Origin of the sequence: Streptomyces sp. NPDC059010, from assembly GCF_042740355.1 — a bacterium.
In the GTDB taxonomy this organism is placed as follows: domain Bacteria; phylum Actinomycetota; class Actinomycetes; order Streptomycetales; family Streptomycetaceae; genus Streptomyces.
In genome coordinates this window covers 126,271-150,683 of record NZ_JBHYJA010000008.1, presented here as the reverse complement: position 1 = coordinate 150,683, position 24,413 = coordinate 126,271, and the positions used below count along the sequence as shown (strand labels likewise).

Sequence of the window (24,413 nt, the reverse complement as noted above, 5' to 3'; positions counted from 1 at the left end):
CCGGCGTCAGCCGAGCTTCGCGAAGCCGTAGTTCATCATCTTCTTCGCGTCCGTCTCGCGCTGGGCGACCGAGGTCGACGCGAGCACGGTGCCGATGACGGTCTTGCCGTTCCGGGTGGCGGCGAAGACCAGGCAGAACTTGGCCTCCGGACCCGAGCCGGTCTTCACGCCGATCGTGCCGCTGTAGCCGTTGAGCAGGCCCTTGTTGGTGTTCTCCCACGGCGCCATGGTGCGGACGCTGCCGGACTTGGTGATCGTCTTGGCGGTGTACTTCTTCGTCTTGACGACCGTGCGGAACATCGAGTTCTTCATCGCGCTGCTGGCGATTTTCGTCAGGTCGCGCGGCGTCGAGTAGTTCGAGCCCTTGCCGATGCCGTCGAAGGAATCGAAGTGCGTGTTCTTCAGGCCGAGGTTCTTCGCGGCCGTGTTCATCTTGCCGATGAACGACTTCACGCGTGCGGCCCGCGTCGAGCCCGTACCGAACTTGTCGGCGAGGGCGTACGCGGCGTCGCAGCCGGACGGCAGCATCAGGCCGTACAGCAGCTGGCGCACGGTGACCTTGTCGCCGACGATCAGCTTGGCGTTGGAGGCCCAGTCGTTCGCGACGATGTAGTCGCTGTACGCCTTCTGGATCGTCACCTTGGCGTCAAGGTTGAGGTTCGGCTGCGACAGCACGACCTTGGCGGTCATGATCTTGGTCGTGGAACCGGTGGAGCGCCTGGTGTCCGCGGCCTTGGTGTACAGCGACGTGCCGTTCGCGTTGTTCATCACATAGCCGCCCTTGGCGGCGACCGAGGGTGCGGTGGCGGCCTGCGCGGGCATGGCGGAGAGGACCGCGCCCGCGAGCATGGCGCCGGTGGTCACGGCGACAGCGCTTGCCCTGCGGAGACGGCTGCCCTGGATGTCGGTTATCAACGGAAGTACCCCGATTGCTTCGAATGCCCCTGATGTGCGGTCCAGTTGAAGTATGGCGGCCCGGGAGGTGAGCGGGGCTGAGAGGTGAGCGGGACCGCACATGCGTGACACGTAATTAGCACAGAAGGTTGTGTGGCGGTTGAGGCGGGGGTGCCCGTCCGTATCGTGGAACGGATGCATCTATGCGTACGTGTTGTATCTAAGATGTGCACATGCCATCAGCACCGCCCGCCCCGACCAAGCAGCCCCCCGCCGCCGACCGCGTCTACACCCACGTCAAACAGGGTGTCCTGGAACGCCGTTACGAGGGTGGCACGCTGCTCACCGAAGGCGAACTCGCCGAGGCCGTAGGGGTGTCCCGCACCCCGGTGCGCGAGGCGCTGCTGCGGCTGGAGGTCGAGGGGCTGATCAAGCTCTACCCGAAGAAGGGAGCCCTGGTCCTGCCGGTCTCCGCGCAGGAGATCAAGGACGTGGTGGAGACGCGGATGCTCGTGGAGGAGCATGCGGCGCGCAAGGCCGTCCCCGCGCCCCCCGGGCTCATCGCGCGCCTGGAGGAACTGCTCGCCCAGCAGAAGGCCCAGGCCGCCGCCGGCGACCTCGCCGGAGCCGCCGTCACCGACCGCTGCTTCCACGCGGAGATCGTCCGCAGCGGCGGCAACGAGATCCTGTCGCGGCTCTACGACCAACTGCGCGACCGGCAACTGCGGATGGGCGTCGCCATCATGTACTCCCACCCCGACCGGATCGCCAAGACCCTCGCCGAGCACGAGGAGATCCTTCAAGCGCTGCGCTCCGGGGACACCGAGGCGGCCGTGGGCACCGTCCACCGGCACATCGGCTGGTTCTCCCACCTCGCGCGAGGTGAGGAGCGATGAGGCCCGCCACCGCACTGCCCGGCGATCCGCCGGGCGGTCGCCGCGCCGCAGCCGTCTGGGGCATAGGCGTCTCGGTCTACTTCGTCGCCGTCATCTTCCGTACGTCCCTCGGTGTCGCCGGCCTCGACGCCGCCGACCGCTTCGACGTGAACGCCTCGGCTCTGTCGACGTTCTCGATCCTCCAACTGCTCGTGTACGCGGGCATGCAGATACCCGTCGGCCTCCTCGTCGACCGGCTCGGCACCAAGAAGGTGCTGGCCATCGGCACGGTGCTGTTCACCGTGGGCCAACTGGGCTTCGCCTTCTCACCGTCGTACGGCACCGCCCTCGCCTCGCGCGCGCTGCTGGGCTGCGGTGACGCGATGACGTTCATCAGCGTGCTGCGGCTCGGCACCCGCTGGTTCCCGGCCCGGCGCGGCCCGCTGATCGCCCAGCTCGCGGGTCTGGCCGGCATGGCCGGCAACCTCGTCTCCACGCTGGTGCTGGCACGGCTGCTGCACGGGGTGGGCTGGACGGCGGCGTTCGCGGGCAGCGCGGGCGCGGGCGCCGTCGTACTCGTGCTGCTGCTCCTGTTCCTGAAGGACCACCCCGAGGGCCACGAGCCGGCGCCGCTGCCGCACCAGGGCGCGGCGTACGTACGACGCCAGATCGCCACCTCCTGGCGGGAGCCCGGCACCCGGCTCGGGCTGTGGGTGCACTTCACGACGCAGTTCCCGGCGATGGTGTTTCTGCTGCTGTGGGGGATGCCGTTCCTGGTCGAGGCGCAGGGGCTGTCCCGGGCGTCGGCCGGTGAACTGCTCACCCTCGTCGTCCTGTCGAACATGGTCGTGGGCCTGGTCTACGGCCAGATCGTCGCCCGGCACCACGAGGCGCGGCTGCCGCTGGCGCTCGGCACCGTCGGGGCGACGGCGGTGGTGTGGGCGACGACGCTGGCCTGGCCCGCCGATACGGCGCCGATGTGGCTGCTGGTCGTGCTGTGCACCGTGCTCGGGGCATGCGGGCCGGCCTCGATGCTCGGCTTCGACTTCGCGCGGCCGGCGAATCCGCCGGAGCGGCAGGGGACGGCGTCCGGCATCACCAACATGGGCGGGTTCGTCGCCTCGATGACGACGCTGTTCGCGGTCGGAGTGCTGCTGGACGCGACCGGGGACGACTACTCGATCGCCTTCTCCGTGGTGTTCGTGCTCCAGGCGCTGGGAGTCAGCCAGATTCTGCGGCTGCGGAGGCGGGCGGCTCGCAGGGAGCGGGAGCGGCTGGTCGCGAGCAGGGTGGAGACGGTGCACGTGCCGGCGTGAGCCGGTGAGCCCGCACCTCAGCGGGCCGGTACGGGCGCTCAGCGGGCCGACGAGTGCTCAGCGGGCCGGGACGAGTGTGAGGTACGCGAGGCCCAGTACGCCGCGGTAGCTCATCCACTGGGCGCGGTGGCGGTCGAGGCGCTCGCGGGTCTCGGCGGCCAGCGGGTGGTCGGGGTGCCGGGCCAGCCATACCTCGGTGTCCGCCTGGTACGCCGACTCGAACTCCTCCCACTCGTCCGCGTTCGCCGTCTCGGTCCACTCGGGGCGGAAGCCGGCGGCGACCGCGAGGTCGAGGAGGGTGGCGAGGTCGTGGTGGTCGGACGCGGCGGCCTGCGGCCACATGCCGGAGAGTTCGGCGGGGGCCGGAGGGTGCTGCCAGAAGCCCTCGCCGAGCAGTACGCGGCCGTCGTCGGTGACCAGGCGGCGTAGCTCGCGGAGGGCCTCGGCGGTGTGGTGGGGCGGCTCGGTCGTGGTCAGGGCCTGGCTCGCGCCGATGCACAGGACCAGGTCGGCGGGGCCGCGGGAGGTTCCGGTGGCGGACTCCTCGATGAATTCGGCCCGTTGGGCCAGCCCTCTGGCCCCGGCGTTGTCGCGGGCGCGGGTGAGGTCCTCGGTGTTGAGGTCGATGCCGAGTCCCGTCGCCCGCGGTGCGGCGGCCAGGACGCGGAGCATCAACTCGCCCCAGCCGCAGCCGATGTCCAGGACCGTGGTGGGGTTCGTGCGTATGAGCCGCTGCACCATGCGGTCCGCCCGGGCTTCCGACAGAGGGCCGTGGAAGGTCAGACGGGTGAGGCGTGGGGGGTTGGTGGGCGTTCGGGTGGGCGTCTGCGGGTGCGTCTCGGTGTCGGTCACGGCGGGACGTTAGCCGTGGGCGGTGAGTGGGCGACAGCGGTTTTCCGCCCCCGCCGCCCCTACCCGTCCCATCCAGAACCCGCTTCTACGGCGTCACCGTGAAGTTGCGCAGGATCGCCGCCGTCAGGCCTGTGTCCCCCTCCGCCTTCACGCGGTCAGTCACCGCCTCCAGTGTGACGCGGCCGCAGGCCAGGCGGACGTAGGTCTCCCAGTCGAGGGTGAGGGTGGCGGCGGGGCCGAGGGCGGGGGCCGTTTCGAGGGTGCCGCGGCCCTGGATGTCGATGCGGATCGTGCGCAGGAACTCGATCGGGCCGTGCACGTCGAAGACGATCGCCGAGCTGCGGGGCGCATTGGCCTTGGTGGCGACGATGTCGGGCAGCTTGCCGAGGAGGGCGTCGCGAGCCACGTGGGCGCCGGGGGAGTCGAGGTTGCCGGGGCGGCCGAGGGCGGCGCGCAGGTCCTGTTCGTGCACCCACACGTCGAAGGCGTGGCCCCGCATGGACTCTTCGAGGGTGAGCTCCGCGCCGAGCGGGCCGCGCACCTTCGTGCCGGGGTCGCGGGACTCGTTCCGCAGCTGGCGGTTGCGGCGGATGATCGTGTACTCCAGCTCGGACGTCATCTCCGGCGCCGTGTGATGGCGGCGGACGTCGACCTGCATCTCCATGTACCGCTGGCTGTCGTTGGTGACGTGGAAGAGGTCGCGCGGGAGCGTGTGGATGGGGCGCGGGTCGCCGAGCATCTCGCAGTCCAGGCCGATGACATGCGACACGACGTCGCGGACGGACCAGCCGGGGCACGGTGTCCGCCGGTTCCACTCACCCTCGACAAGCGGCGTCACCAGCTCGGATATCGCGTCGATGGAGTGGGTCCAGGCGTCGGCGTGGGGCTGGAGGGTGGGATGCAGACTCACGGAACGGGACCCCTCGGCGGTTGGTGCGTCGGTACGCGGGCAGGTTGTGGCGTCGTTGCCAGTGGGCGGCGGCTGCTGTCGGCGGGTGTCTTGAAACGCTAAGTTACGCTGCTGTGAGGCACCCCGGCAGTGCTTTCGTGTGACGATCGTAGGCCCGTAGGGAAGCCCGTGTGGACCGCTCGAATGCCAGGACGGTGGTAGTGTGCGCGCCTCTTTGCTCCAGATCGATGTCAATGAGGGCGAAACGGTCGAATCGCGCCGAGTGAGGACGGCCTCTCTCGTGCGGGAACAGGCCGGGTCGGCCGACCTCGTCGTCCTGCCGGAGCTGTGGACCACCGGGGCGTTCGCCTACGAGGAGTTCGCCGGTGAGGCCGAGCCGCTCGAAGGGCCGACGTACGAGGCGATGGCGAAGGCCGCGAGCGACGCGGGTGTGTGGCTGCACGCGGGCTCGATCCCCGAGCGTGACCCCGAGGGCCCCCTCTACAACACCTCTCTCGTCTTCTCACCCTCCGGTGATCTGGTCGCCGCGTACCGCAAGATCCATCGGTTCGGCTTCGACAAGGGCGAGGCCGTGCTGATGGGCGCGGGCGAGGAACTGGTGACGGTCCGGCTGCCCGAGACGACTCTTGGCGTGGCCACTTGCTACGACCTCCGTTTCCCCGAACTCTTCCGCGGCCTCGTCGACGCCGGCGCCGAGACCCTGGTCGTCCCGGCGGGCTGGCCGGAGCGCCGCCGGGCGCACTGGACGCTGCTGGCTCAGGCGCGGGCGGTGGAGAACCAGGCGTTCGTGCTCGCCTGTGGAACGGCCGGGACGCATGCGGGAGTTCCGCAGGCCGGTCACTCGATCGTGGTCGATCCGTGGGGCGAGGTGCTGGCACAGGCCGGGGCGGGGGAGCAGGTCCTCACGGTGGAGTTCGACCCGGCGAAGGTGGCGGCGACCCGGGACCAGTTCCCGGCGCTGAAGGACAGGATGCTGGGCCTGGCGCCCCCACGCCGCTGACGCCCCCTCCCCCTTTCCCCCTGCCCTTCCCTCTCCGCTCCCCCTCCTCAGTCGTCTCCGTGCTCCTTCTCGGCGAGGTGGATCACGCACACCGCCACCGCGATCAGCAGCGCCGGATCCGCGTCATCGCGTACGACGTCCACGCCGTACGTCTCCCGGATGTGCAGCCACCGCCGGGAGACGACGGCCAGCAGTTCGCCGTCGTACTCGATGGCGAACTCCCGGTCGAGGATCTTGCCGCTGACGTCGAGTTCCGTGCTGCCGTCGGCCAGGGACACCCGGTAGTGGTTGCGCAGCAGGGACATCCGTTTGCGGCGGATCTTCGCGAGCGGCTGTCCGTCCCGCTCGATCACCATCGTGTCGCGCAGGGCGAGCATCTTCTGGTGGATGTCGATGAGGACGTGCCCCTGCGTGTCCTTCAGCTCGAAGGTGTCCCGCAGCCGCATCGCCTTGCCGTCGACGAGGAACACCCTGTTGCCCCGGTCGTCCTCGATCCAGTAGTCGTCACCGATGCCGAGGATCCGATCGCGTACGAGGAATCTCATGAGACGAGGGGTTCCCCGCTGCCGGGTCCGAAACGCCGCCTGTAGGCCGACGGGCTGAGCCCCGTCTCGCGCCGCACACGCACGCGTAGGTTCGCCGCGGTGCCGAGCCCGCTCCTGGCCGCCACCACGTCCAGCCGCTCCTCCCCGCGTTCGATCAGCCGGCACGCCAACGCCACCCGCTCTCCGGTCAGCCAGGCCAGCGGCGTCGTCCCCAACTGGGTACGGAAGCGGCGGTGCAGGGTCGCCGGTGACACCGACGCCCGCCCCGCCAGGTCGGCCACCGTGAGCGGCTCGCCCAGCCGTTCCTGCGCCCAGGCGAGCAACGGCCCCAGCGACTCGTCCGGCACGTCCGGCACCGGCCGCTCCACGAACTGCCGCTGACCGCCGTCGCGGTGGGCGGCGAAGACGAGCCGACGGGAGACGTGGTTGGCGATCTCGGCGCCGTGGTCCCGTCGTACGACATGCAGGCCCAAGTCGAGTGCCGAGGCGCTGCCGGAGGCGGTGAGGATGTCCCCGTCGTCGACGAACAGCACATCGGGCTCCAGACGGACCTTCGGGAACCGCGCCCGGAACGACTCCGCCCACATCCAGTGGCATGCCGCGCGCCGCCCGTCCAGCAGTCCGGCCTCCGCGATGGTGAAGGCACCGGAGCAGAAGCCGAGCAGCCGGGCGCCACGCGCGTGTGCCCGGCGCACGACCTCCAGCACCTCCGGTGCGCGGGGCGTACCGGTGTCGGGCCGGTTCGGGACGATCAGCGTGTCCGCCTCCTCGGCAGCCTCCAGCCCCGCGACACCGGTGAGCGTGAAGAAGCCGTCCCGCATACGGGTCAGGGGCCGGGCGGCGCACAGCCCGAAGTCGTACAGCTCCCGGCCCAGTTCCGGTCTGCGCAGTCCGAAGACCTCGATCGCGCAGCTCATCTCGAACGGATTGGAGTTCTCGTCGACCACGAGAACCACGCGATGCGGCTGAGAGGATCCTTGCGGCATGTGCGATTTCTAGCACTCGTGCCGGTGCCGGGCCACCGCCGAGCATGACGGACATGACCAGCGAACCCATCTCCCTTGCCCAGGCCCTCGCCTCCTTCACCGACCGGTGGAGCCCTCGCATCATCACCACCGTCAACGACTACGACGTACGCGTCGCGAAGGTGGAGGGCGAGCATCTCTGGCATGTGCACGACCACACCGACGAGTTCTTCCTCGTCCTGGAGGGCGAACTGCACATCTCCCTGCGGGAGCCGTCCGGGGAACGCACGGTCGTCCTCCGCAAGGGCAGCGTCTTCACCGTCCCGCGCGGCACCGAGCACAAGCCGTACGCCCCGGCGCCCGCCGAGATCCTGGTCCTGGAACCCACCGGCACCCTCACCGTCGGCGACCGCCACGACGAGGTGCCGGACCATGTGGACGCCACCACCGGGCATGCGCTGCCTTGACCGGCAGATGAGTTCATCACCTTTGACGGTCTGGTGGTTCGCCAGGTTCACATCGACCGAGGGAAGTCCGGCTACAAGGACGTTGCCCGACAGGGCTCCCTGCACCGCGCGGGGGCCTGTGGCAGGTGGGTTCGCTGTCCCAACTGCTGAGAGCCCCGGCTTTCGCGGGTCTGCTCCCACAGAACAGAGGCGAATTGCCGCGGAATTGCGGGCAAGGACGCCGCTTCGAAGTGACGGCGTAAGCATCCTGCCCGCGGGCCGGTTCACCTGCTGACCGGGCAACCTGCCCAGGAGCACGAGCGATGGCGACCTGCGTGGAGGAGGTCGTCGTCAACGCATTCCTGTACCGGAATCCGATGCTTGCGACGCAGTGGGACAAGAGCGATGTCCGGCAGCGGCGGTCTCTTTTGTTCTCAGCCATGGAGCGGGTCTGGGTGGCAAGGGCCCCCGGCCGTGGGCACAGGTTCGATCCTGAGAGGCGTCTGCGCATCGTCTGGACCGGTGAGATGCATACGAAATAGCGCGAGGCGCGTATGTGATTGGCTGAGCGCATGGCAAAGCGCGTACGTGTCCGCGCCCCCGAGCTGGTGGGCAAGGGCGGCTGGATCAACACAGGTGGCCGGGAACTCGACCTCGCAGGGCTTCGAGGACGCATCGCAATTGTTGATTTTTGGACGTTTTGTTGCGTGAACTGCCTGCACGTCCTGGACGAACTCAGGGAGCTGGAGAGGAAGCACCGGGACACGGTCGTCGTCATCGGGGTGCACTCGCCGAAGTTCGTGCACGAGGCCGAGCACCAGGCGGTCGTGGACGCCGTGGAGCGGTACGGCGTCGAGCACCCCGTCCTGGACGACCCCGAGCTCGCCACCTGGAAGCAGTACGCGGTGCGGGCCTGGCCGACGCTCGTCGTGATCGACCCGGAGGGGTACGTCGTCGCGCAGCACGCCGGTGAGGGGCATGTGCACGCCATCGAGCGGCTGGTGACGGAGCTGGAGGCCGAGCACGAGGCGAAGGGGACGCTGCGGCGCGGCGACGGGCCGTACGTGGCGCCGGAGCCGGAGCCGACGGTGCTGCGTTTCCCGGGCAAGGTGCTGCTGCTGCCGTCCGGGAACTTCCTGGTCAGCGACACCACCCGGCATCAGCTGGTGGAGCTGGAGGCGGACGGGGAGACGGTCGTCCGGCGGATCGGTCAGGGCAGCCGTGGGTCCACCGACAGCACCTCGGTGCGTTCGCGGTTCAACGAGCCGCAGGGTCTGGCCCTGTTGCCGGACGGTTCCGTGGTCGTCGCCGACACGGTGAGCCACGCGATCAGGCGCTTCGACCCGGAGAGCGGCCGCACCACCACCCTGGCGGGCACCGGCTACCAGTGGATGCAGGGCGACGCCGTGTCGGGCCCCGCGCGCGAGGTCAACCTGTCCTCACCGTGGGACGTGGCGTGGTGGCACGGCAAGGTCTGGATCGCCATGGCCGGCATCCACCAGCTGTGGGCTTACGACCCCGCCGACGGCACCGTCTCCGTCATCGCCGGCACCTCCAACGAGGGCCTCGTCGACGGCCCCGGCGCCGAGGCCTGGTTCGCGCAGCCGTCCGGCCTCGCGGTCTCGGCGGACGGGGACCGTCTCTGGCTCGCCGACTCCGAGACGAGCGCCCTGCGCTGGGTGGACCGCGACGGCGCCGTCCACACCGCCGTCGGCACCGGCCTCTTCGACTTCGGCCATCGCGACGGAGCCGCCGAACAGGCCCTGCTGCAGCACCCGTTGGGCGTCACGGCACTCCCCGACGGCTCGGTCGCGATCAGCGACACCTACAACCACGCCCTGCGCCGCTACGACCCCGCGACCGGCGAGGTCACCACCCTGGCGACGGATCTGCGGGAGCCGTCGGGCGCGGTGCTGGCCGGCGACGACATCGTGGTGGTCGAATCGGCCCGGCACCGGCTCACGCGGCTGCGTCTGCCGGAGGAAGCGGTGCAGGTGGCCTCGGTGGCTCACCGTACGCAGCGTGCCGCCACCGAAGTCGCCCCGGGCAAGCTCCGGTTGGACGTGATCTTCCAAGCCCCGGCAGGTCAGAAGCTCGACACCAGATACGGCCCCTCGACCCGCCTGCTGGTCTCCGCCACTCCCCCCGAGCTGCTGCTCGCGGGCGAGGGTGCGGGGACCGATCTCTCCCGCACCCTCGAACTCGACCCTTCCGTCCCGCAGGGCGTCCTGCATGTCTCGGCGATGGCCGCCTCCTGTGACGACGACCCGGCCAACGAGTACCCCGCCTGCCATGTCCACCAGCAGGACTGGGGCGTGCCGGTCCGTCTCACCGAGGGCGGCGCCGACCGCCTGCCCCTGGTGCTCGCCGGAATGGACGCCGGGACGGAGGGAGGGACGGACGACGGGGCGGAGCCTCAGGCGCCGTAACCGTCGTTGTACCCGTCCCGCCGATGGTGGTGCCCCTCCTCGTCGACGACCGGCGTCGAGGGTGGCACCACTACGCGCCTGCGCCGGGCGATGCTGCTGAACGTCGTGGTGCCGATCAGCCCCACGATCATCAGGATGACGCCGACCAGGTCGAGGTTGACCCCCTCCATCTCCCAGTCGGTCGCGAACGTGAGGATGGCTCCCGCGGCGATGAGAATGATGCACCCGCCGAGGCCCATGAGTGTCGCCTCCCTGTCCGGTGTCCGGTGGTTCCGGTCGGAGGCGAGTACCCCACCCTGGTCGAACTACCCTTCCAGGAACGCCACCAGAGAGTTCGCCAGCAGCCACGGGTCGTCCGCGCCGCACAGCTCGCGCGCACTGTGCATCGACAGGATCGCCACACCGATGTCGACGGTCTTGATGCCGTGCCGGGCCGCGGTGATCGGGCCGATGGTGGTGCCGCAGGGCATGGAGTTGTTGGAGACGAAGGACTGGAAGGGGACGTCCGCCTTCTCGCAGGCCGCCGCCCACACCGCGCGGCCCGAACCGTCGGTCGCATAGCGGTTGTTGACGTTGACCTTGAGGATCGGCCCGCCGTTGACCCGCGGGTGGTGCGTCGGGTCGTGGCGCTCGGCGTAGTTGGGGTGCACGGCGTGGCCCGTGTCCGACGACAGGCAGACCGTGCCCGCGAAGGCCCGCGCCCGGTCCTCGTACGAGCCCCCGCGCGCGAACACCGAGCGCTCCAGGACGCTGCCCAGCAGCGGCCCGTCCGCACCCGTGTCGCTCTGCGAGCCGTTCTCCTCGTGGTCGAAGGCGGCCAGCACCGGGATGCACGGCAGCCCGGCGCCCGAGCCGGCCACCCCTGCCAGCGCCGCCGCCCCCGCGTGCACCGAGAGCAGGTTGTCCATCCGCGGGCCCGCGACCAGCTCCTTGTCGCGGCCCAGGTACGCCGGTGCCTCCACGGAGTGGACCATCAGATCCCAGCCGGTGACCTCGCCCGCGGCCAGCCCGGCCGTCTCCTCCAGGTACGCGATCAGGTCGCCGTCGCGCACATCGTTGCCGAGACCCCAGATCGGCTGGAGGTGGCGCTGCTTGTCGAGCTTGAGCCCCTCCGCCGACACCGAGCGGTCCAGATGGATGGCGAGCTGGGGGACGCGCAGCAGCGGACGGTCCACGTTCACCAGCCGCGACGAGCCGTCCCGCAGCGTCAGCCGGCCCGCGAGGCCCAGGTCGCGGTCGAGCCAGGAGTTGAGCAGCGGTCCGCCGTAGATCTCCACGGCGACCTGCCGCCAGCCGTGCGCCCCGGTGTCGGGCAGCGGCTTCACCCGCAGATTGGGGGAGTCCGTGTGCGCCCCGACGATCCGGAACGGCGTGTGCGGCGCCGCGCCCTCGGGCACGTACCAGGCTACGATCGCGCCACCGCGCAGCACGTACTTGCCGCCGCTCGACCCGTCCCACGCGTCCGTCTCCGAGACCTGCCGGAAGCCGGCCTTTTCCAGCCGCTCGGCGGTGTTCGCCACGGCGTGGTACGGCGACGGGCTCGCCGCCAGGAAGGACATGAGGTCGTCGGTGTGGCCGCGGTCGAAGCGGGGGGGTTCGCTCATGGGGTTCACCTTAACGACGTACGAGGGCCCGCTCCCGGTGAAGGAGAGCGGGCCCTCGTGAGGGCGATGTGGATTGTCCGTGAGTGACCGGAACGAGTGGCCGGAACCCTTGCTTAGAAGGCCGCCTCGTCCAGCTCCATCAGGTCCAGCTCGACACCCTCGGCGAGCTTGCGCGCACCGGTGACACCCGGCAGGACGTTGGCAGCGAAGAACTTCGCCGCCGCGATCTTGCCCTGGTAGAAGGACTTGTCCTTGGCGGAGGCCGACGCCAGCTTCTCGGCGGCGACCGCGGCACCCTTGAGCAGCAGGTAGCCGACGACGACGTCACCGGAGGCCATCAGCAGGCGGGTGGTGTTGAGGCCCACCTTGTAGATGTTCTTGGTGTCCTGCTCGGTGGCCGCGAGGTCGGTCAGCATCAGACCGACGATCGCCTCCAGCTCCACGGCCGCCTTGGCGAGCTGCTCGCGGGCCGTGCCGAGCTCCTCGCCGCCCTCGCCGAGCGCCAGGAACTTCTTGATGTCTTCGGCGAGCGAGTTCAGCGCGGCGCCCTGGTTGCGGACGATCTTCCGGAAGAAGAAGTCCTGGCCCTGGATCGCCGTGGTGCCCTCGTACAGGGTGTCGATCTTGGAGTCACGGATGTACTGCTCGATCGGGTACTCCTGCAGGAAGCCGGAGCCGCCGAAGGTCTGCAGCGACTGGGCGAGCTGCTCGTAGCCCTTCTCGGAGCCGTAGCCCTTGACGATCGGCAGGAGCAGGTCGTTGAGCGCGTGCTCGGCCTTCGCGTCCTCGCCCGCCGCCTCCTTCACCGCGATCGCGTCCTGGACCGAGGCCGTGTAGAGGACCAGCGCGCGCATGCCCTCCGCGTACGCCTTCTGCGTCATCAGCGAGCGGCGGACGTCCGGGTGGTGCGTGATGGTGACCTTGGGCGCGGCCTTGTCCATGAAGTTCGCGAGGTCCGTGCCCTGGACGCGCTCCTTGGCGTATTCCAGCGCGTTCAGGTAGCCCGTCGACAGCGTGGAGATCGCCTTCGTGCCGACCATCATGCGGGCGAACTCGATGATGCGGAACATCTGGCGGATGCCGTCGTGCTTGTCGCCGATCAGCCAGCCCTTGGCGGGGTGGCGGTCGCCGAAGGTCATCTCGCAGGTGTTGGAGGCCTTCAGGCCCATCTTGTGCTCGACGTTCGTGGCGTAGGCGCCGTTGCGCTCGCCCAGCTCGCCGGTCTCGAAGTCGAAGAGGTACTTCGGGACCATGAAGAGGGACAGGCCCTTGGTGCCGGGGCCGGCACCCTCGGGACGCGCCAGCACGTAGTGGAGGATGTTCTCCTCCATGTCGTGCTCACCGGACGTGATGAAGCGCTTCACGCCCTCGATGTGCCAGGAGCCGTCCTCCTGCTGGATCGCCTTGGTGCGGCCGGCGCCCACGTCCGAACCGGCGTCCGGCTCGGTGAGCACCATGGTCGAACCCCAGGTCCGGTCCACGGCGATCTGCGCGATCTTCTTCTGGACGTCGTTGCCCTCGTCGTAGAGGATCCCGGCGAACGCCGGGCCGGAGGAGTACATCCACACGGCCGGGTTCGAGCCGAGGATCAGCTCCGCGTACGACCAGATCAGGGACGGCGGCGCCGTCGTGCCGCCGATCGCCTCGGGGACACCGAGACGCCAGTACTCGGAGTCCATGAAGGCCTTGTAGCTCTTCTTGAAGGACGGCGGGACCGGCGCGGTGTTGGTCTCCGGGTCGAAGACCGGGGGGTTGCGGTCGGCGTCCGTGAAGGACTCGGCCAGCTCGTTCTCGGCGAGCCGGGTCAGCTCCTCAAGGATGCTCTTCGCGGTCTCGACGTCCATCTCCTCGAACGGACCCGTGCCGTACAGCTTGTCGCGGCCGAGTACTTCGAAGAGGTTGAACTCGATGTCGCGCAGATTCGACTTGTAGTGCCCCATGGTCAACGACTCCGTAGAGAGGGATCGGCGAGGCACTTGGATCCTCGCGCTAGTTCACGTACCAACAAGTAGCTACGATGATGCTACCCGTCAGTAATAAGACGCAACCCCGATCCCGTCATCTGTGACAGGTCACACCGGAACGGTCAGCGTCGCGGTGTAGCCCTGCCCGGCGCTGCCGGACATCGCAGCGAGCTGCTGGTCGTAACCGTCGCTGAAGATGCCGTCCGTCTCCAGGGAGATACGGCGGAGATTCGTCACACTTTGGCCGTAGCCGTCCGTGGCGTACACCGCGTCGCAGGTGTCCTTGGGGAAGGCGAGCTGCGAGGTGCTGGTGATGGACGTGGCCGCCGTGGCGTCGGCCAGGCTGCCGTAGACCTCGAAGTGGATGTGCGGCCAGCGGCCGTCGTAGCAGCCGGGGAAGACGCTGGTGAAGGTGACCTGGCCCTTGTCGTCCGTCTCCTGGACGCCCCGCAGGTAGTTCTCCTCCGTGATGCCCTCCGAGTACAGCGAGTACTTGCCGTCGCGGTCGGCGTGCCACAGGTAGACGGCGGCGCCCTTCTTGGGCGTCCCGCAGCCGGAGGCGGCGTCCACGACCGTGAGCGTGACGGTCAGGGGCACGCCTTCGGCGGTGCCGCCCGCGGAGTCGCCGAAGCTCTTGGTGATGTCGCCGCGCACCACACCGCTCTCCTTGAGGACGTTCACGCCGTTCGAACCGTCGCCCGGGTAGGGCCCGGCGGTCTCGCTCGGGATGGTCGCGCACTCGGCGGACGAGGAGGAGCCGGCGGAGGACGCGGCCGAGGAAGAGGAGGACGAGGACGACGCCGAGGTGTCCTCGTCCGCGCTGCATCCCACCAGCGGGACCAGGCTCGCGCCCGCCATCAGCCGGATCATGCGGCGGCGGGCGAGGACGGGAAGGTCGTAGGAGAGGCCTCTGTCGTGCTCGTGGACCTCGTCGTCATGGTGTCGGTGCATGGCTGTCCCCTTGCTGGTGAGGTGCCGTGTGGGGGCACTTCCCGTCGATGCCACAGACGCTAGGAGCGGAACCTGTGGGAAACCGGCGAGGCCGCTGTCGAGTCGCTGTCAAGTCACTGTCGGTTTCCCGGCGAGCCGGTACCGGCTCGCCCTCCCGGCCGCTCTCGGTACGCTTGCGCCCATGTACGGCTACGACCAGAACGTCGGTGCACAGCAGCAGGGGTACGCCCCGCCGCAGCAGCCCATGGCCGGCGGAGTGGGCGGGTACGGCCAGCAGCCGCCGCTCTACCCCGAGCCGTCTCCACCCTCCCTCGCGGACGCGGTGCGGGCCTTCACCACCGGGCAGATGGCCGCGGAGGACTTCCAGCAGGTCTTCGCGACGTCGAAGGTCTACTGCCCGCGCGGTGACAACCCCGGCTTCCTCGCCCTGCACAACACCCAGCAGCCGGTGATCCCGATGTTCACCTCGCTCAAGGAGCTGCGGCGGTACGCGGGCAAGGAGTCCAAGTACTTCGTCATCACCGGCGCCGAGGTGATCGACCTGCTCCCGACCGGCTACGGCTTCGTCCTCGACATGGAGGGCGAGCACCGCATGGTCTTCGACGCGAAGGCCGTGGAACAGATGGTCGAGTTCGCGATGCGCCGGATGTACGGCTGAGTCAGGATGTACGGCTGAGTTCTGCGGGCGCCGGGTCAGCGGGCGAGCCGTAGCGCCAGCCCGTCGAGCACGATGTCCAGGGCCGCCGTGAACTTCGCGTCCCGCATGGCCGCCGGGTCGGTGGTGGCGGCCTTCTCCGCCTCGGCGTAGCCCTTCGCCAGGTGTTCGTGATCCGCGACCGCCTGCTGCGCCGCCGGCATCAGGCGGGCGATGAAGCCTGCCTCCGTCTCTCCGGCGCGGGCGACCGTGATGAGCCAGGCGGCCTCGGTGGTGCTCATGCCGATGACGTACGACATCACGGCGTCGATCGCGATCGTGGGATCCGTGAATCCGGCCGCCGTGAACAGGGCGGCCAGCCGCTCCGAGTACGCCATCAGGTTGGGGCCGAGGTAGGCGAGCCCCGCCTGGCCGAGCAGTGAGCCCAGCCATGGGTGCCGTAGCGCCGTCGTACGGAAGGAGTGCGCGGCCTCGCTGACGGCCGCACGCCAGTCGGAGCCGTCCGCCGCCGGTACGTGGATCTCGGCGGCGACCTCGTCGACGGCCAGCTCCATCAGCTCGTCCTTGGTCGCCACGTGCCGGTAGAGGGAGGCGGCGCCGGCGTTCAGGCGGGTGGCGAGCTTGCGCATGCTCAGCGCCTCCACGCCCTCGGCGTCCAGCATGACGATCGCCTCGCGCACGATCGTGGCGCGGCTGAGCGTGGGCTGGTCGGGCTCGCGCTGGGGGCGGGCCCAGACGGAGGGGATGGGGCTCTGCTTCGTCGATTTGGCGGCCATCGGCACTCCTTCGCATCCCTGCGTACATCGTTCGCGTCGAGCGTACAGGAATCGAGGGTTGCGAACACTGTTCCGCCATGCGTACAGTGTTCGCAACGAAGGAACGGTGTTCACGAACCGGAGGGGAATCCGTCATGGATGTCAAGGAAACCCGTGATCCACGCCGCTGGTGGATCCTGATCGTGCTCTGCCTGAGCACGCTGGTGCTGGTCGTCGACAGCATGGCGCTGACCGTCGCGGTGCCGGTGATGACCGGGGAGATCGGGGCGAGCGCCCAGGAGACCCAGTGGATCCTGGACTCCTACATCCTGGTGTTCGCGGGGCTGCTGCTCACCTCCGGCAGCCTCGGGGACCGGTTCGGACGCCGGAAGGTGATGCTGATCGGGCTCCTGCTCTTCGGGGCGGCCTCACTGGCCGCGACCTGGTGCACGAACCCCGGCGAGGTGATTGCCGTCCGCGTCGCGATGGGTGTCGGCGGGGCACTGATCATGCCGTCCACGCTGTCGATCCTGATCACCGTCTTCGACGAGGACGAGCGCGGCAAGGCGATGGCGGCATGGAGCTCGGTGTCGATGCTCGGCCTGGTCGGCAGCCCGGTGCTGGGCGGTGTCCTGATCGAGCACTTCTCCTGGCAGTCGATCTTCTTCATCAACGTGCCGATCGTGGCGCTCGCCGTCGTCGCCGGTCTGACGCTGATGCCGGAGTCCAGGGCGCCCTGGCAGAAGCCGGACCCGCTGGGCGCGGTGCTGTCGGCGGTCGGGATGACGGCCCTGGTCTGGTGGATCATCGAGCTCCCGCAGCACGGGGTGTGGACCGTTGCCCTGCCCGTGGCCCTCGTGTCCCTGGCCGGGTTCGTGATCTGGGAGAACGTCACCAAGTCGCCCATGGTCCCGCTGGTCCTGTTCAGGCACCGCAACTTCAGCGGCGGTTCGATCTCCCTGGCCCTGGTCCAGATCGGCAACGGCGGTCTGCTGCTGGTCCTCACGCAGTATCTGCAGTTCGTGCTCGGCTACTCGCCGATCAAGGCGGGCCTCGCCTTCCTGCCGCTGGCGATCACGGCCCTCGTCGGCAACGGCGTCGGCGTCAAGCTCGCCGCCAAGTACGGCAACCGGTGGGTGATCTTCGCGGGGATGCTGGTGATGGTGGCCTGCTTCGCCCTGCTGAGCACGGTCTCGGCGGACTCCGGCTTCACGGTCCCGGCGGTGGCGCTCGGTCTGCTCGGGCTCGGCGCGGGTCTGGCGATGCCGGCCGCGGTGGGCGCGCTGATGGGCACCATCCCCGAGGACAAGGCGGGCGTCGGCTCGGCCCTGAACGACACCATCCAGCAGGCCGGTACCGCGCTGGGCATCGCGATCCTGGGCTCGCTGCTGTCGAGCGGCTTCGCGGACCGGATGCCCGAGGGGGCGCCGCAGGAGGCCAGGCACTCGATCGCCGGTGCGGTCGCCGGTGGCGACGCGGGTCTGATCGCCACCGCCCGCGAGGCCTTCACCGCCTCGATGTCCACCACCTTCACGGTCAGCGCGATCGGTGTCGCGGCGGCGGCCCTGCTGGCGACGCTGGTCATGCGGGACGACCGCCGGAAGCCGGACGCCGCGGACCGTACGCCGGACACGGCAGACCGCACGCCGGACACCGCGGACCGTACGGCGGAGAACCGGCCCGAACCGGTCGTCTGACCCCACCGCTCCGGCTCTTCCTGACACACTGAGCCGCCACCGAACCACCGGGACCTCGTGACGAAGGCCGACGCCCACCCCGGGCGTCGGCCTTCGGTCGTGCCCGGCGGGAATGGATGGCGCGCCTCTCCCGTTAGGGGTGGCAGGAAGTTCAATGCTCAACTAAACTGGCCGCACAAGGAGGTACCGACATGCCTGCAGTGACCGTCGAGAACCCGCTGACGCTGCCCCGTGTCGCCGCGCCCGCGGAGGCCGTGGCCCGTCCCGTGCTCGCCGTCACGACCGCGCCGAGCGGTTTCGAGGGCGAGGGCTTCCCGGTGCGCCGTGCGTTCGCCGGGATCAACTACCGCCATCTGGACCCGTTCATCATGATGGACCAGATGGGCGAGGTGGATTACGCGCCGGGCGAGCCCAAGGGCACCCCCTGGCACCCGCACCGGGGCTTCGAGACCGTCACCTACATCATCGACGGGATCTTCGACCACCAGGACTCCAACGGCGGTGGCGGCACCATCACCAACGGCGACACCCAGTGGATGACGGCCGGCTCGGGCCTGCTCCACATCGAGGCGCCGCCGGAGTCCCTGGTCATGTCCGGCGGCCTCTTCCACGGCCTGCAGCTGTGGGTGAACCTCCCGGCCCGCGACAAGATGATGCAGCCGCGCTACCAGGACATCCGCGGCGGCAACGTCCAGCTGCTCACCACCCCCGACGGCGGCGCGCTGCTGCGGGTCATCGCGGGTGAGCTGGACGGCCACCAGGGTCCCGGCATCACCCACACCCCGATCACGATGATCCACGCGACGCTCGCGCCGGGCGCGGAGATCACCCTGCCGTGGCGTGAGGACTTCAACGGTCTGGCGTACGTCCTCGCCGGCCGGGGCGCGGTGGGTGCGGACCGCCGTCCGATCCACCTCGGCCAGACCGCGGTCTTCGGCGACGGCGGCTCGCTGACGGTCCGCGCGGACGAGAAGCAGGACTCCCACACGCCGGACCTGGAGGTCGTCCTGCTGGGCGGCCGGCCGATCCGTGAGCCGATGGCCCACTACGGCCCCTTCGTGATGAACACCCGGGAAGAGCTCCAGCAGGCCTTCGACGACTTCCAGAAGGGCCGGCTCGGGACGATACCGGCGGTGCACGGGATGAGCGAGAGCGGGCCGTCCCAGGTCTGACCCCGCCTGCTCTCCGCCTGAGACGACGAGGCCCGGAGCCGCGCCCTGTGGTGCGGATCCGGGCCTTTCGTCACCGTCACCCACCCGGTCCGCCCGCGCACGACAACCCCGCCCGGCCATGATCCGCTGGAGAGGTGCAGGCCCCCGCCCCGCTGCTCCCCGCCCCCGTTCGGCGGCTCGCCGCCTGGTGTGTCGTCGTGCTGCTGGTCGCCGGGGTCGTCTACGTCGGGATCCGGCTGGCCGACGAGTTCCGTACGGCCGTCGTGCCCGTGCTGCTCGCGCTGCTCGGGACGGCGTTGCTCGGGCCGCTGCACCGGCGGCTGGTGAAGGCCAAGGTCAATCGGTCGGTGGCCGCCGGGCTCACCTGTGTCGCCGTCGTGGCCGTCGTCGGCGGGGCCGTGTACATCGTCGTCGCCGCGATCGTCGAGACCGGCGACCAGATCGTCGCCGCGCTCAAGCAGGCCGCCGAGGATCTCGCCGACCACTTCGGGGCCGCCGGGACCTCGCTGGACGATCTCGCCTCCAACTCCCGGGAGTTGCTCACCAAGTTCGGCGGGACGGCCGCCTCCGGTGTCATCAGCGGGGTCAGCGTCGTGGGCGAGAGCATCGCCATGGCCGTACTCGCCCTGTTGCTGGTGTTCTTCTTCCTGCGGGACTCCGACCGGGCCGCCGATGCCCTGCGGTCCGTCGTCCCGGGCGGGAGCGGGGACGCCGTGGAGGCCATGGCCCGGCGGGCGTTCCAGGCCGTCGAGGGGTTCATGCGGGGGACCACCCTCGTCGCCCTGATCGACGCCCTCTGCATCTCCGTCGGGCTGCTCGTCCTCGATGTGCCGGGCGCGGTCGGGCTCGGTGCGCTCGTCTTCGTCGGGGCCTACATCCCCTACCTGGGTGCCTTCATCTCGGGGGCCGTCGCGGTGCTGGTCGCGCTCGCCGACCGGGGGTTCGTGATCGCGCTGTGGGTGCTGGCCATCGTGCTCGCCGTGCAGGTCCTGGAAGGGCATGTGCTCACGCCCATGATCCAGAGCCGCACCGTGCAGATGCACCCGGCCGTCGTCATGGTGGCGATCACCGCCGGAGCCTCCGTCGCCGGAATCCTCGGCATGCTGCTGGCCGTACCGCTCACCGCCGCCGCCTTCGGTGTCCTGCACGAGCTGCAGGAGCGTTACGCGACGTCGGAGCCGTCCGCCGACTCGTAGAGCTCGACCCAGGTGCTCTTGCCCTCGCCGCGCGGGTCCACGCCCCACGCCTGCGCCAGCAGCTCGATCAGCAGCAACCCCCGCCCGGACGACGCCAGTTCCCCCGGCCGGCGCTTGTGCGGCAGGTCGTCGCTGGTGTCCGTCACCTCCACACGCAGCCGACGGCCCCCCGGCTCGCCCCGTACCTCGGCGAGCACCAGCGCGTCGGCGTCGGTGTGCACGAGGACGTTGGTGAGCATCTCGGACAGCAGCAGGACCGCCGAGTCGACCTGGTCTTCGGAGGCCCAGTCGTGCAGCAGCTCCCGCAGCTGCTGCCGGGCGACCGCGACCCGCTCCGGCTCGGCCTGCGCCACCGACAGCATGGTGCGCCGGATCGTCAGCGGTACGGCGGCCGTGCCTTGCCCGTGGGCAGAACCGCCGCCGCGCCCGTCGCCCTGCCGGCGCAGCAGCAGGACCGCTATGTCGTCCTCGCGCCGGTCGGCGAGCGGGCCGGTGGTGTGGTGGGACGACGGGCCGTGCACGGCCTGGACGAGGCCGTCGGCGAGTTCCTCCAGGTCGCCGTCGTGGTCCTCCAGGATCGTACGGATGCGCTTCCAGCCGGTCTCCAGGTCGTGGCCGCCGGTCTCGATCAGCCCGTCCGTGCAGATCAGCATGGTCTCGCCGGGTTCCAGGGTGATCCTGGTCGTCGGATAGTCGGCGTCCGGGTCGATGCCCAGCGGGAGTCCGCCGGCCGTGGGGCGGGAGAGCACCGTGCCGTCGCTCATCCGGATCGCCGGGTCCGGGTGCCCGGCGCGGGCGATGTCCAGCAGGCCGGTCGTGGGGTCGACCTCGACGTAGAGGCAGGTCGCGAAGCGCAGCTCGGACGGGTCCTCGTCGAGGGAGCCCAGCGTCATCCCGTGCAGAAAGCGGGAGGCGCGGGAGAGGACCGCGTCGGGGCGGTGGCCCTCGGAGGCGTAGGCGCGCAGGGCGATCCGGAGCTGGCCCATCAGGCCCGCCGCCCGCACGTCATGGCCCTGGACGTCGCCGATGACCAGGGCGAAGCGGCCGTTCGGGAGCGGGATCATGTCGTACCAGTCGCCGCCGACCTGGAGGCCGCCGCCGGTCGGGACATAGCGGGCGGCGACGCGCATGCCCGGTATCTCGGGGCCCAGCTTGGGCAGCATCGAGCGCTGGAGGCCGTCCGTCAGCTCCTGCGCGGACTCGGTGGCCTCGGCACGGGAGAGGGCCTGGGCGAGCATGCGGGCCACGGTCGTCAGCACGGACCGTTCGTCCGGGGTGAACGCGACCGGATAGGCGAACGCCGCCATCCAGGCGCCCATCGTGCGCCCGGCCACGGTCAGCGGCAGGAACGCCCAGGACTGCCGGTTGAAGGGCGCGGCGAGCGGCCAGGTGACCGGGTAGCGGTCCTTGTACCGCTCGGGTGACGAGAGATAGACGGCACGGCCGGTGCGCACGACCTCGGCGGCCGGATAGTCCGTCTCCAGGGCCATATGTGTGAAGGGGTCCTCGTCACCGGGCTGATGGCCGTGGTGGCCGATGATCGTCAGGCGGTCGCCCGTGACGCCGAAGACCGCGAGCCCGTCCGGTGAGAAGCCCGGCATCGACAGCCCGGCCGCGACCCGCAGCACCTCCGCCGTGGAGCGTGCCTCGGCCAGCGCCCGGCCCGCGTCCAGCAGGAACGCCTCCCGTGAGCGCCGCCAGTCGCCGGTGACCGCCGTACGCCCCGCCGAGGTACCCGGCGCCGGTTCGCTGACCTCCTGGAGGGAGCCGGTCACCTCGTACGACCGCTTCTCGCGGTCGAAGGAGGCGTGGAAGCGGCTGCGGCCGACCCGGATGACCCGGCCCCGCTCATCCATGATCCGCACCCGTGCCTCGCCGAGCGTGCCCTCGGCCACGGCGAGCTGGATCACCCCGCTGATCTCGTTCCAGTCGACCGGGTGCAGGCGGGAGCGCACCTGGGCCTGGCTGAGGGTGGCCTGTTCGGGGGGCAGCCCGAGCAGCCGTGCCGCCTCCGAATCGACCGTGACCAGTCCGGTGGCGGTGTTCCAGTGCCACAGTCCGGTCGCGAGGGCGGCGAGAACCTCCCCCACGGCGGGCAGGGGCTCACCAGTGCGCATTGCCCCACTCTAAGAAGAGGTGATCGCACACTGCCACCGAAGCTGTACGGGGCATCTGGTCGGGCGGAGCCCGAGGACGGGCCCACGGGCGCGGCAAATGGTGGGGAGCCGATCTTGGTGTCCCCGGTAGGCTTGGGGGGAGTTTCACGTGAAACACGCCCCCCGATCCGCGAAGACTGGATGAACGACGATGCATCGGTACAGGTCCCACACCTGCGGCGAGCTCCGCTCCTCTGACGTCGGCACCGACGTCCGGCTGAGTGGCTGGCTGCACAATCGGCGCGACCTGGGCGGCATCCTCTTCATCGATCTGCGCGACCACTACGGCATCACGCAGCTCGTCGCCCGTCCCGGCACGCCCGCGTACGAGGCCCTCGACAAGCTCTCCAAGGAGTCGACCCTCCGTATCGACGGCAAGGTCGTCTCCCGCGGCGCCGACAACATCAACGCCGACCTGCCCACCGGCGAGGTCGAGGTCGAGGTCGGCGAGGTCGAGCTGCTCGGCGCGGCCGCCCCGCTGCCGTTCACGATCAACACCGAGGACGGGGTCAACGAGGAGCGGCGCCTTGAGTACCGCTTCCTGGACCTGCGCCGCGAGCGCATGCACCGCAACATCCTGCTGCGTACGGCGGTCATCTCCGCGATCCGCCACAAGATGACGGCGCTGGGCTTCAACGAGATGGCGACGCCGATCCTGTCCGCGACCTCCCCCGAGGGCGCCCGCGACTTCGTCGTCCCCTCCCGTCTGCACCCGGGCAAGTTCTACGCCCTCCCGCAGGCGCCGCAGCAGTTCAAGCAGCTGCTGATGATCTCCGGCTTCGACCGCTACTTCCAGATCGCGCCCTGCTTCCGCGACGAGGACGCGCGCGCCGACCGCTCGCCGGGCGAGTTCTACCAGCTCGACGTCGAGATGAGCTTCGTCGAGCAGGAGGACGTGTTCCGCCCGATCGAGCAGCTCATGACGGAGCTCTTCGAGGAGTTCGGCGGCGGCCGCCACGTCACCTCCCCCTTCCCCCGCATCCCGTTCCGCGAGGCGATGCTGAAGTACGGCTCCGACAAGCCGGATCTGCGCGCCCAGCTGGAGCTTGTCGACATCACCGACATCTTCGAGGGCTCGGAGTTCAAGGCGTTCGCCGGCAAGCACGTGCGCGCGCTGCCGGTGCCGGACGTGTCCGCCCAGCCGCGGAAGTTCTTCGACCAGCTCGGTGACTTCGCGGTCTCGCAGGGCGCCAAGGGCCTGGCCTGGGTCCGCGTCGCCGAGGACGGCTCGCTGTCCGGCCCGATCGCCAAGTTCCTCACCGAGGAGAACGTCGCCGAGCTGACCAAGCGGCTGTCGCTGGCCGCCGGTCACGCCGTGTTCTTCGGAGCGGGCGAGTTCGAAGAGGTCTCGAAGATCATGGGCGCGGTGCGGGTCGAGGCCGCCAAGCGTGCCGGGCACTTCGAGGAGGGCGTCTTCCGGTTCTGCTGGATCGTCGACTTCCCGATGTACGAGAAGGACGAGGACACCGGCACGATCGACTTCTCGCACAACCCGTTCTCCATGCCGCAGGGCGGTCTGGAGGCCCTGGAGACCCAGGACCCGCTGGACATCCTGGGCTGGCAGTACGACATCGTCTGCAACGGCGTCGAGCTGTCCTCCGGCGCGATCCGGAACCACGAGCCGGAGATCATGCTCAAGGCGTTCGAGATCGCCGGGTACGACCGCGACACGGTCGAGGAGAAGTTCGCCGGCATGCTGCGCGCCTTCCGCTTCGGCGCCCCGCCGCACGGCGGCATCGCCCCCGGCGTCGACCGCATCGTCATGCTGCTCGCCGACGAGCCCAACATCCGCGAGACCATCGCCTTCCCGCTCAACGGCAACGCCCAGGACCTGATGATGGGCGCGCCGACGGAGCTGGAGGAGGCGCGGCTGAAGGAGCTGCACCTGTCGGTGCGCAAGCCGCAGCCGAAGTAGGCGGCATCTCGTGAAGTGGGGGGGTTGCCCGGGCGGGTAGCGGCCACAGAAAATTTTACAGCCGCGGAGCCCCGGGAGGCGCCGCCCGAGACATAACACCCCAAAAGCCCCCCGCG

Annotated in this window: 21 protein-coding genes; 10 read left to right on the top strand and 11 right to left on the bottom strand. The window is 69.9% G+C overall.

The window, feature by feature from the left end; all coding sequences use genetic code 11:
* Nucleotides 1–6: 6 nt before the first annotated feature.
* Nucleotides 7–915: a D-alanyl-D-alanine carboxypeptidase family protein gene (locus ACFWYS_RS10705; RefSeq protein WP_384765735.1), complete on the bottom strand. Its 909-nt coding sequence runs from the start codon at nucleotides 913–915 to the stop codon at nucleotides 7–9.
* A 212-nt stretch (nucleotides 916–1,127) separates the two neighbouring features.
* Between ACFWYS_RS10705 and ACFWYS_RS10700 the strand changes: the two genes are divergently transcribed.
* The gene (locus ACFWYS_RS10700; RefSeq protein WP_384765734.1) at nucleotides 1,128–1,790 is read left to right on the top strand and encodes a GntR family transcriptional regulator; all 663 of its coding nucleotides are present in this window, start codon (nucleotides 1,128–1,130) and stop codon (nucleotides 1,788–1,790) included.
* Nucleotides 1,787–3,085: a nitrate/nitrite transporter gene (locus ACFWYS_RS10695; RefSeq protein ID WP_384765732.1), complete on the top strand. Its 1,299-nt coding sequence runs from the start codon at nucleotides 1,787–1,789 to the stop codon at nucleotides 3,083–3,085. The genes ACFWYS_RS10700 and ACFWYS_RS10695 overlap by 4 nt, the downstream gene beginning before the upstream one ends.
* A gap of 57 nt (nucleotides 3,086–3,142) precedes the next feature.
* Here the strand turns inward: ACFWYS_RS10695 and ACFWYS_RS10690 are convergent, their stop codons facing one another.
* Complete coding sequence (locus tag ACFWYS_RS10690; protein ID WP_384765730.1) at nucleotides 3,143–3,937, bottom strand: SAM-dependent methyltransferase; 795 nt, start codon at nucleotides 3,935–3,937, stop codon at nucleotides 3,143–3,145.
* Nucleotides 3,938–4,022: 85 nt separating this feature from the next.
* On the bottom strand, nucleotides 4,023–4,847 hold the full coding sequence (locus ACFWYS_RS10685; protein WP_384765728.1) for a maleylpyruvate isomerase family mycothiol-dependent enzyme: 825 nt from the start codon (nucleotides 4,845–4,847) through the stop codon (nucleotides 4,023–4,025).
* Between the two features lie 202 nt (nucleotides 4,848–5,049).
* Here ACFWYS_RS10685 and ACFWYS_RS10680 point away from each other — a divergent pair, with 202 nt between their 5' ends.
* Nucleotides 5,050–5,847 (top strand): carbon-nitrogen family hydrolase, encoded by a 798-nt coding sequence (locus ACFWYS_RS10680; protein ID WP_384765727.1) that lies wholly within the window; start codon nucleotides 5,050–5,052, stop codon nucleotides 5,845–5,847.
* A 47-nt stretch (nucleotides 5,848–5,894) separates the two neighbouring features.
* On the opposite strand, the gene ACFWYS_RS10675 is transcribed toward ACFWYS_RS10680, so the two are convergent.
* Together ACFWYS_RS10675 and ACFWYS_RS10670 are read right to left on the bottom strand one after the other, a co-directional pair.
* On the bottom strand, nucleotides 5,895–6,392 hold the full coding sequence (locus ACFWYS_RS10675) for an LURP-one-related/scramblase family protein (RefSeq protein ID WP_384765726.1): 498 nt from the start codon (nucleotides 6,390–6,392) through the stop codon (nucleotides 5,895–5,897).
* Entirely contained in the window at nucleotides 6,389–7,378 is a 990-nt protein-coding gene (locus ACFWYS_RS10670) for a GlxA family transcriptional regulator (RefSeq protein WP_384765724.1), read from the bottom strand. Before ACFWYS_RS10670 ends, ACFWYS_RS10675 begins: the two co-directional genes overlap by 4 nt.
* 53 nt (nucleotides 7,379–7,431) lie before the next feature.
* Between ACFWYS_RS10670 and ACFWYS_RS10665 the strand changes: the two genes are divergently transcribed.
* Together ACFWYS_RS10665 and ACFWYS_RS10660 are read left to right on the top strand one after the other, a co-directional pair.
* Entirely contained in the window at nucleotides 7,432–7,824 is a 393-nt protein-coding gene (locus ACFWYS_RS10665; RefSeq protein ID WP_384765723.1) for a cupin domain-containing protein, read from the top strand.
* A 551-nt stretch (nucleotides 7,825–8,375) separates the two neighbouring features.
* The gene (locus ACFWYS_RS10660) at nucleotides 8,376–10,232 is read left to right on the top strand and encodes an NHL domain-containing thioredoxin family protein (protein WP_384765721.1); all 1,857 of its coding nucleotides are present in this window, start codon (nucleotides 8,376–8,378) and stop codon (nucleotides 10,230–10,232) included.
* Here ACFWYS_RS10660 and ACFWYS_RS10655 read toward each other — a convergent pair.
* The 4 genes from ACFWYS_RS10655 to ACFWYS_RS10640 all read right to left on the bottom strand — a co-directional run bounded on the left by ACFWYS_RS10655 (nucleotide 10,220) and on the right by ACFWYS_RS10640 (nucleotide 14,751).
* Nucleotides 10,220–10,471, bottom strand: a complete 252-nt coding sequence (locus tag ACFWYS_RS10655; protein WP_384765720.1) for a DUF6458 family protein — start codon at nucleotides 10,469–10,471, stop codon at nucleotides 10,220–10,222. The two genes, ACFWYS_RS10660 and ACFWYS_RS10655, sit on opposite strands and share 13 nt — an antisense overlap.
* A 66-nt stretch (nucleotides 10,472–10,537) precedes the next feature.
* A complete protein-coding gene (locus ACFWYS_RS10650; protein ID WP_384765718.1) occupies nucleotides 10,538–11,836 on the bottom strand; it encodes a M18 family aminopeptidase in 1,299 nt (432 codons plus the stop codon).
* A 113-nt stretch (nucleotides 11,837–11,949) separates the two neighbouring features.
* The gene (locus ACFWYS_RS10645) at nucleotides 11,950–13,776 is read right to left on the bottom strand and encodes an acyl-CoA dehydrogenase (protein ID WP_384765716.1); all 1,827 of its coding nucleotides are present in this window, start codon (nucleotides 13,774–13,776) and stop codon (nucleotides 11,950–11,952) included.
* Between the two features lie 132 nt (nucleotides 13,777–13,908).
* On the bottom strand, nucleotides 13,909–14,751 hold the full coding sequence (locus ACFWYS_RS10640; RefSeq protein WP_384765715.1) for an intradiol ring-cleavage dioxygenase: 843 nt from the start codon (nucleotides 14,749–14,751) through the stop codon (nucleotides 13,909–13,911).
* 181 nt (nucleotides 14,752–14,932) lie between these two features.
* On the opposite strand from ACFWYS_RS10640, the gene ACFWYS_RS10635 reads away from it, so the two are divergent.
* Nucleotides 14,933–15,409, top strand: a complete 477-nt coding sequence (locus ACFWYS_RS10635; RefSeq protein WP_384765713.1) for an SseB family protein — start codon at nucleotides 14,933–14,935, stop codon at nucleotides 15,407–15,409.
* 35 nt (nucleotides 15,410–15,444) lie between these two features.
* On the opposite strand, the gene ACFWYS_RS10630 is transcribed toward ACFWYS_RS10635, so the two are convergent.
* Nucleotides 15,445–16,182 carry a TetR/AcrR family transcriptional regulator C-terminal domain-containing protein gene (locus ACFWYS_RS10630; protein ID WP_384765711.1) on the bottom strand — a complete coding sequence of 246 codons (738 nt, stop codon included), beginning with the start codon at nucleotides 16,180–16,182 and terminating at the stop codon, nucleotides 15,445–15,447.
* Between the two features lie 134 nt (nucleotides 16,183–16,316).
* Between ACFWYS_RS10630 and ACFWYS_RS10625 the strand changes: the two genes are divergently transcribed.
* The 3 genes from ACFWYS_RS10625 (at nucleotide 16,317) to ACFWYS_RS10615 (ending at nucleotide 20,226) form a co-directional block, all read left to right on the top strand.
* The gene (locus ACFWYS_RS10625) at nucleotides 16,317–17,858 is read left to right on the top strand and encodes an MFS transporter (protein ID WP_384765709.1); all 1,542 of its coding nucleotides are present in this window, start codon (nucleotides 16,317–16,319) and stop codon (nucleotides 17,856–17,858) included.
* A 191-nt stretch (nucleotides 17,859–18,049) separates the two neighbouring features.
* Complete coding sequence (locus ACFWYS_RS10620; RefSeq protein WP_384765708.1) at nucleotides 18,050–19,030, top strand: pirin family protein; 981 nt, start codon at nucleotides 18,050–18,052, stop codon at nucleotides 19,028–19,030.
* 134 nt (nucleotides 19,031–19,164) lie between these two features.
* Nucleotides 19,165–20,226, top strand: a complete 1,062-nt coding sequence (locus ACFWYS_RS10615) for an AI-2E family transporter (protein WP_384765706.1) — start codon at nucleotides 19,165–19,167, stop codon at nucleotides 20,224–20,226.
* Here the strand turns inward: ACFWYS_RS10615 and ACFWYS_RS10610 are convergent.
* Entirely contained in the window at nucleotides 20,193–22,343 is a 2,151-nt protein-coding gene (locus ACFWYS_RS10610) for a SpoIIE family protein phosphatase (RefSeq protein WP_384765704.1), read from the bottom strand. The genes ACFWYS_RS10615 and ACFWYS_RS10610 overlap by 34 nt on opposite strands.
* Nucleotides 22,344–22,533: 190 nt before the next feature.
* Between ACFWYS_RS10610 and aspS the strand changes: the two genes are divergently transcribed.
* Complete coding sequence (gene aspS, locus ACFWYS_RS10605) at nucleotides 22,534–24,297, top strand: aspartate--tRNA ligase (protein ID WP_384765702.1); 1,764 nt, start codon at nucleotides 22,534–22,536, stop codon at nucleotides 24,295–24,297.
* Nucleotides 24,298–24,413: the final 116 nt, after the last annotated feature.

Bases quoted from the DNA above. Each gene is read 5' to 3' on its own strand.
- ACFWYS_RS10700 (WP_384765734.1), top strand. From the start codon at position 1,128: ATGCCATCAGCACCGCCCGCCCCGACCAAGCAGCCCCCCGCCGCCGAC.
- ACFWYS_RS10695 (WP_384765732.1), top strand. From the start codon at position 1,787: ATGAGGCCCGCCACCGCACTGCCCGGCGATCCGCCGGGCGGTCGCCGC.
- ACFWYS_RS10675 (WP_384765726.1), bottom strand. From the start codon at position 6,392: ATGAGATTCCTCGTACGCGATCGGATCCTCGGCATCGGTGACGACTAC.
- ACFWYS_RS10670 (WP_384765724.1), bottom strand. From the start codon at position 7,378: ATGCCGCAAGGATCCTCTCAGCCGCATCGCGTGGTTCTCGTGGTCGAC.
- ACFWYS_RS10665 (WP_384765723.1), top strand. From the start codon at position 7,432: ATGACCAGCGAACCCATCTCCCTTGCCCAGGCCCTCGCCTCCTTCACC.
- ACFWYS_RS10660 (WP_384765721.1), top strand. From the start codon at position 8,376: ATGGCAAAGCGCGTACGTGTCCGCGCCCCCGAGCTGGTGGGCAAGGGC.
- ACFWYS_RS10655 (WP_384765720.1), bottom strand. From the start codon at position 10,471: ATGGGCCTCGGCGGGTGCATCATTCTCATCGCCGCGGGAGCCATCCTC.
- ACFWYS_RS10650 (WP_384765718.1), bottom strand. From the start codon at position 11,836: ATGAGCGAACCCCCCCGCTTCGACCGCGGCCACACCGACGACCTCATG.
- ACFWYS_RS10645 (WP_384765716.1), bottom strand. From the start codon at position 13,776: ATGGGGCACTACAAGTCGAATCTGCGCGACATCGAGTTCAACCTCTTC.
- ACFWYS_RS10640 (WP_384765715.1), bottom strand. From the start codon at position 14,751: ATGCACCGACACCATGACGACGAGGTCCACGAGCACGACAGAGGCCTC.
- ACFWYS_RS10635 (WP_384765713.1), top strand. From the start codon at position 14,933: ATGTACGGCTACGACCAGAACGTCGGTGCACAGCAGCAGGGGTACGCC.
- ACFWYS_RS10630 (WP_384765711.1), bottom strand. From the start codon at position 16,182: ATGGCCGCCAAATCGACGAAGCAGAGCCCCATCCCCTCCGTCTGGGCC.
- ACFWYS_RS10625 (WP_384765709.1), top strand. From the start codon at position 16,317: ATGGATGTCAAGGAAACCCGTGATCCACGCCGCTGGTGGATCCTGATC.
- ACFWYS_RS10620 (WP_384765708.1), top strand. From the start codon at position 18,050: ATGCCTGCAGTGACCGTCGAGAACCCGCTGACGCTGCCCCGTGTCGCC.
- ACFWYS_RS10610 (WP_384765704.1), bottom strand. From the start codon at position 22,343: ATGCGCACTGGTGAGCCCCTGCCCGCCGTGGGGGAGGTTCTCGCCGCC.
- aspS (WP_384765702.1), top strand. From the start codon at position 22,534: ATGCATCGGTACAGGTCCCACACCTGCGGCGAGCTCCGCTCCTCTGAC.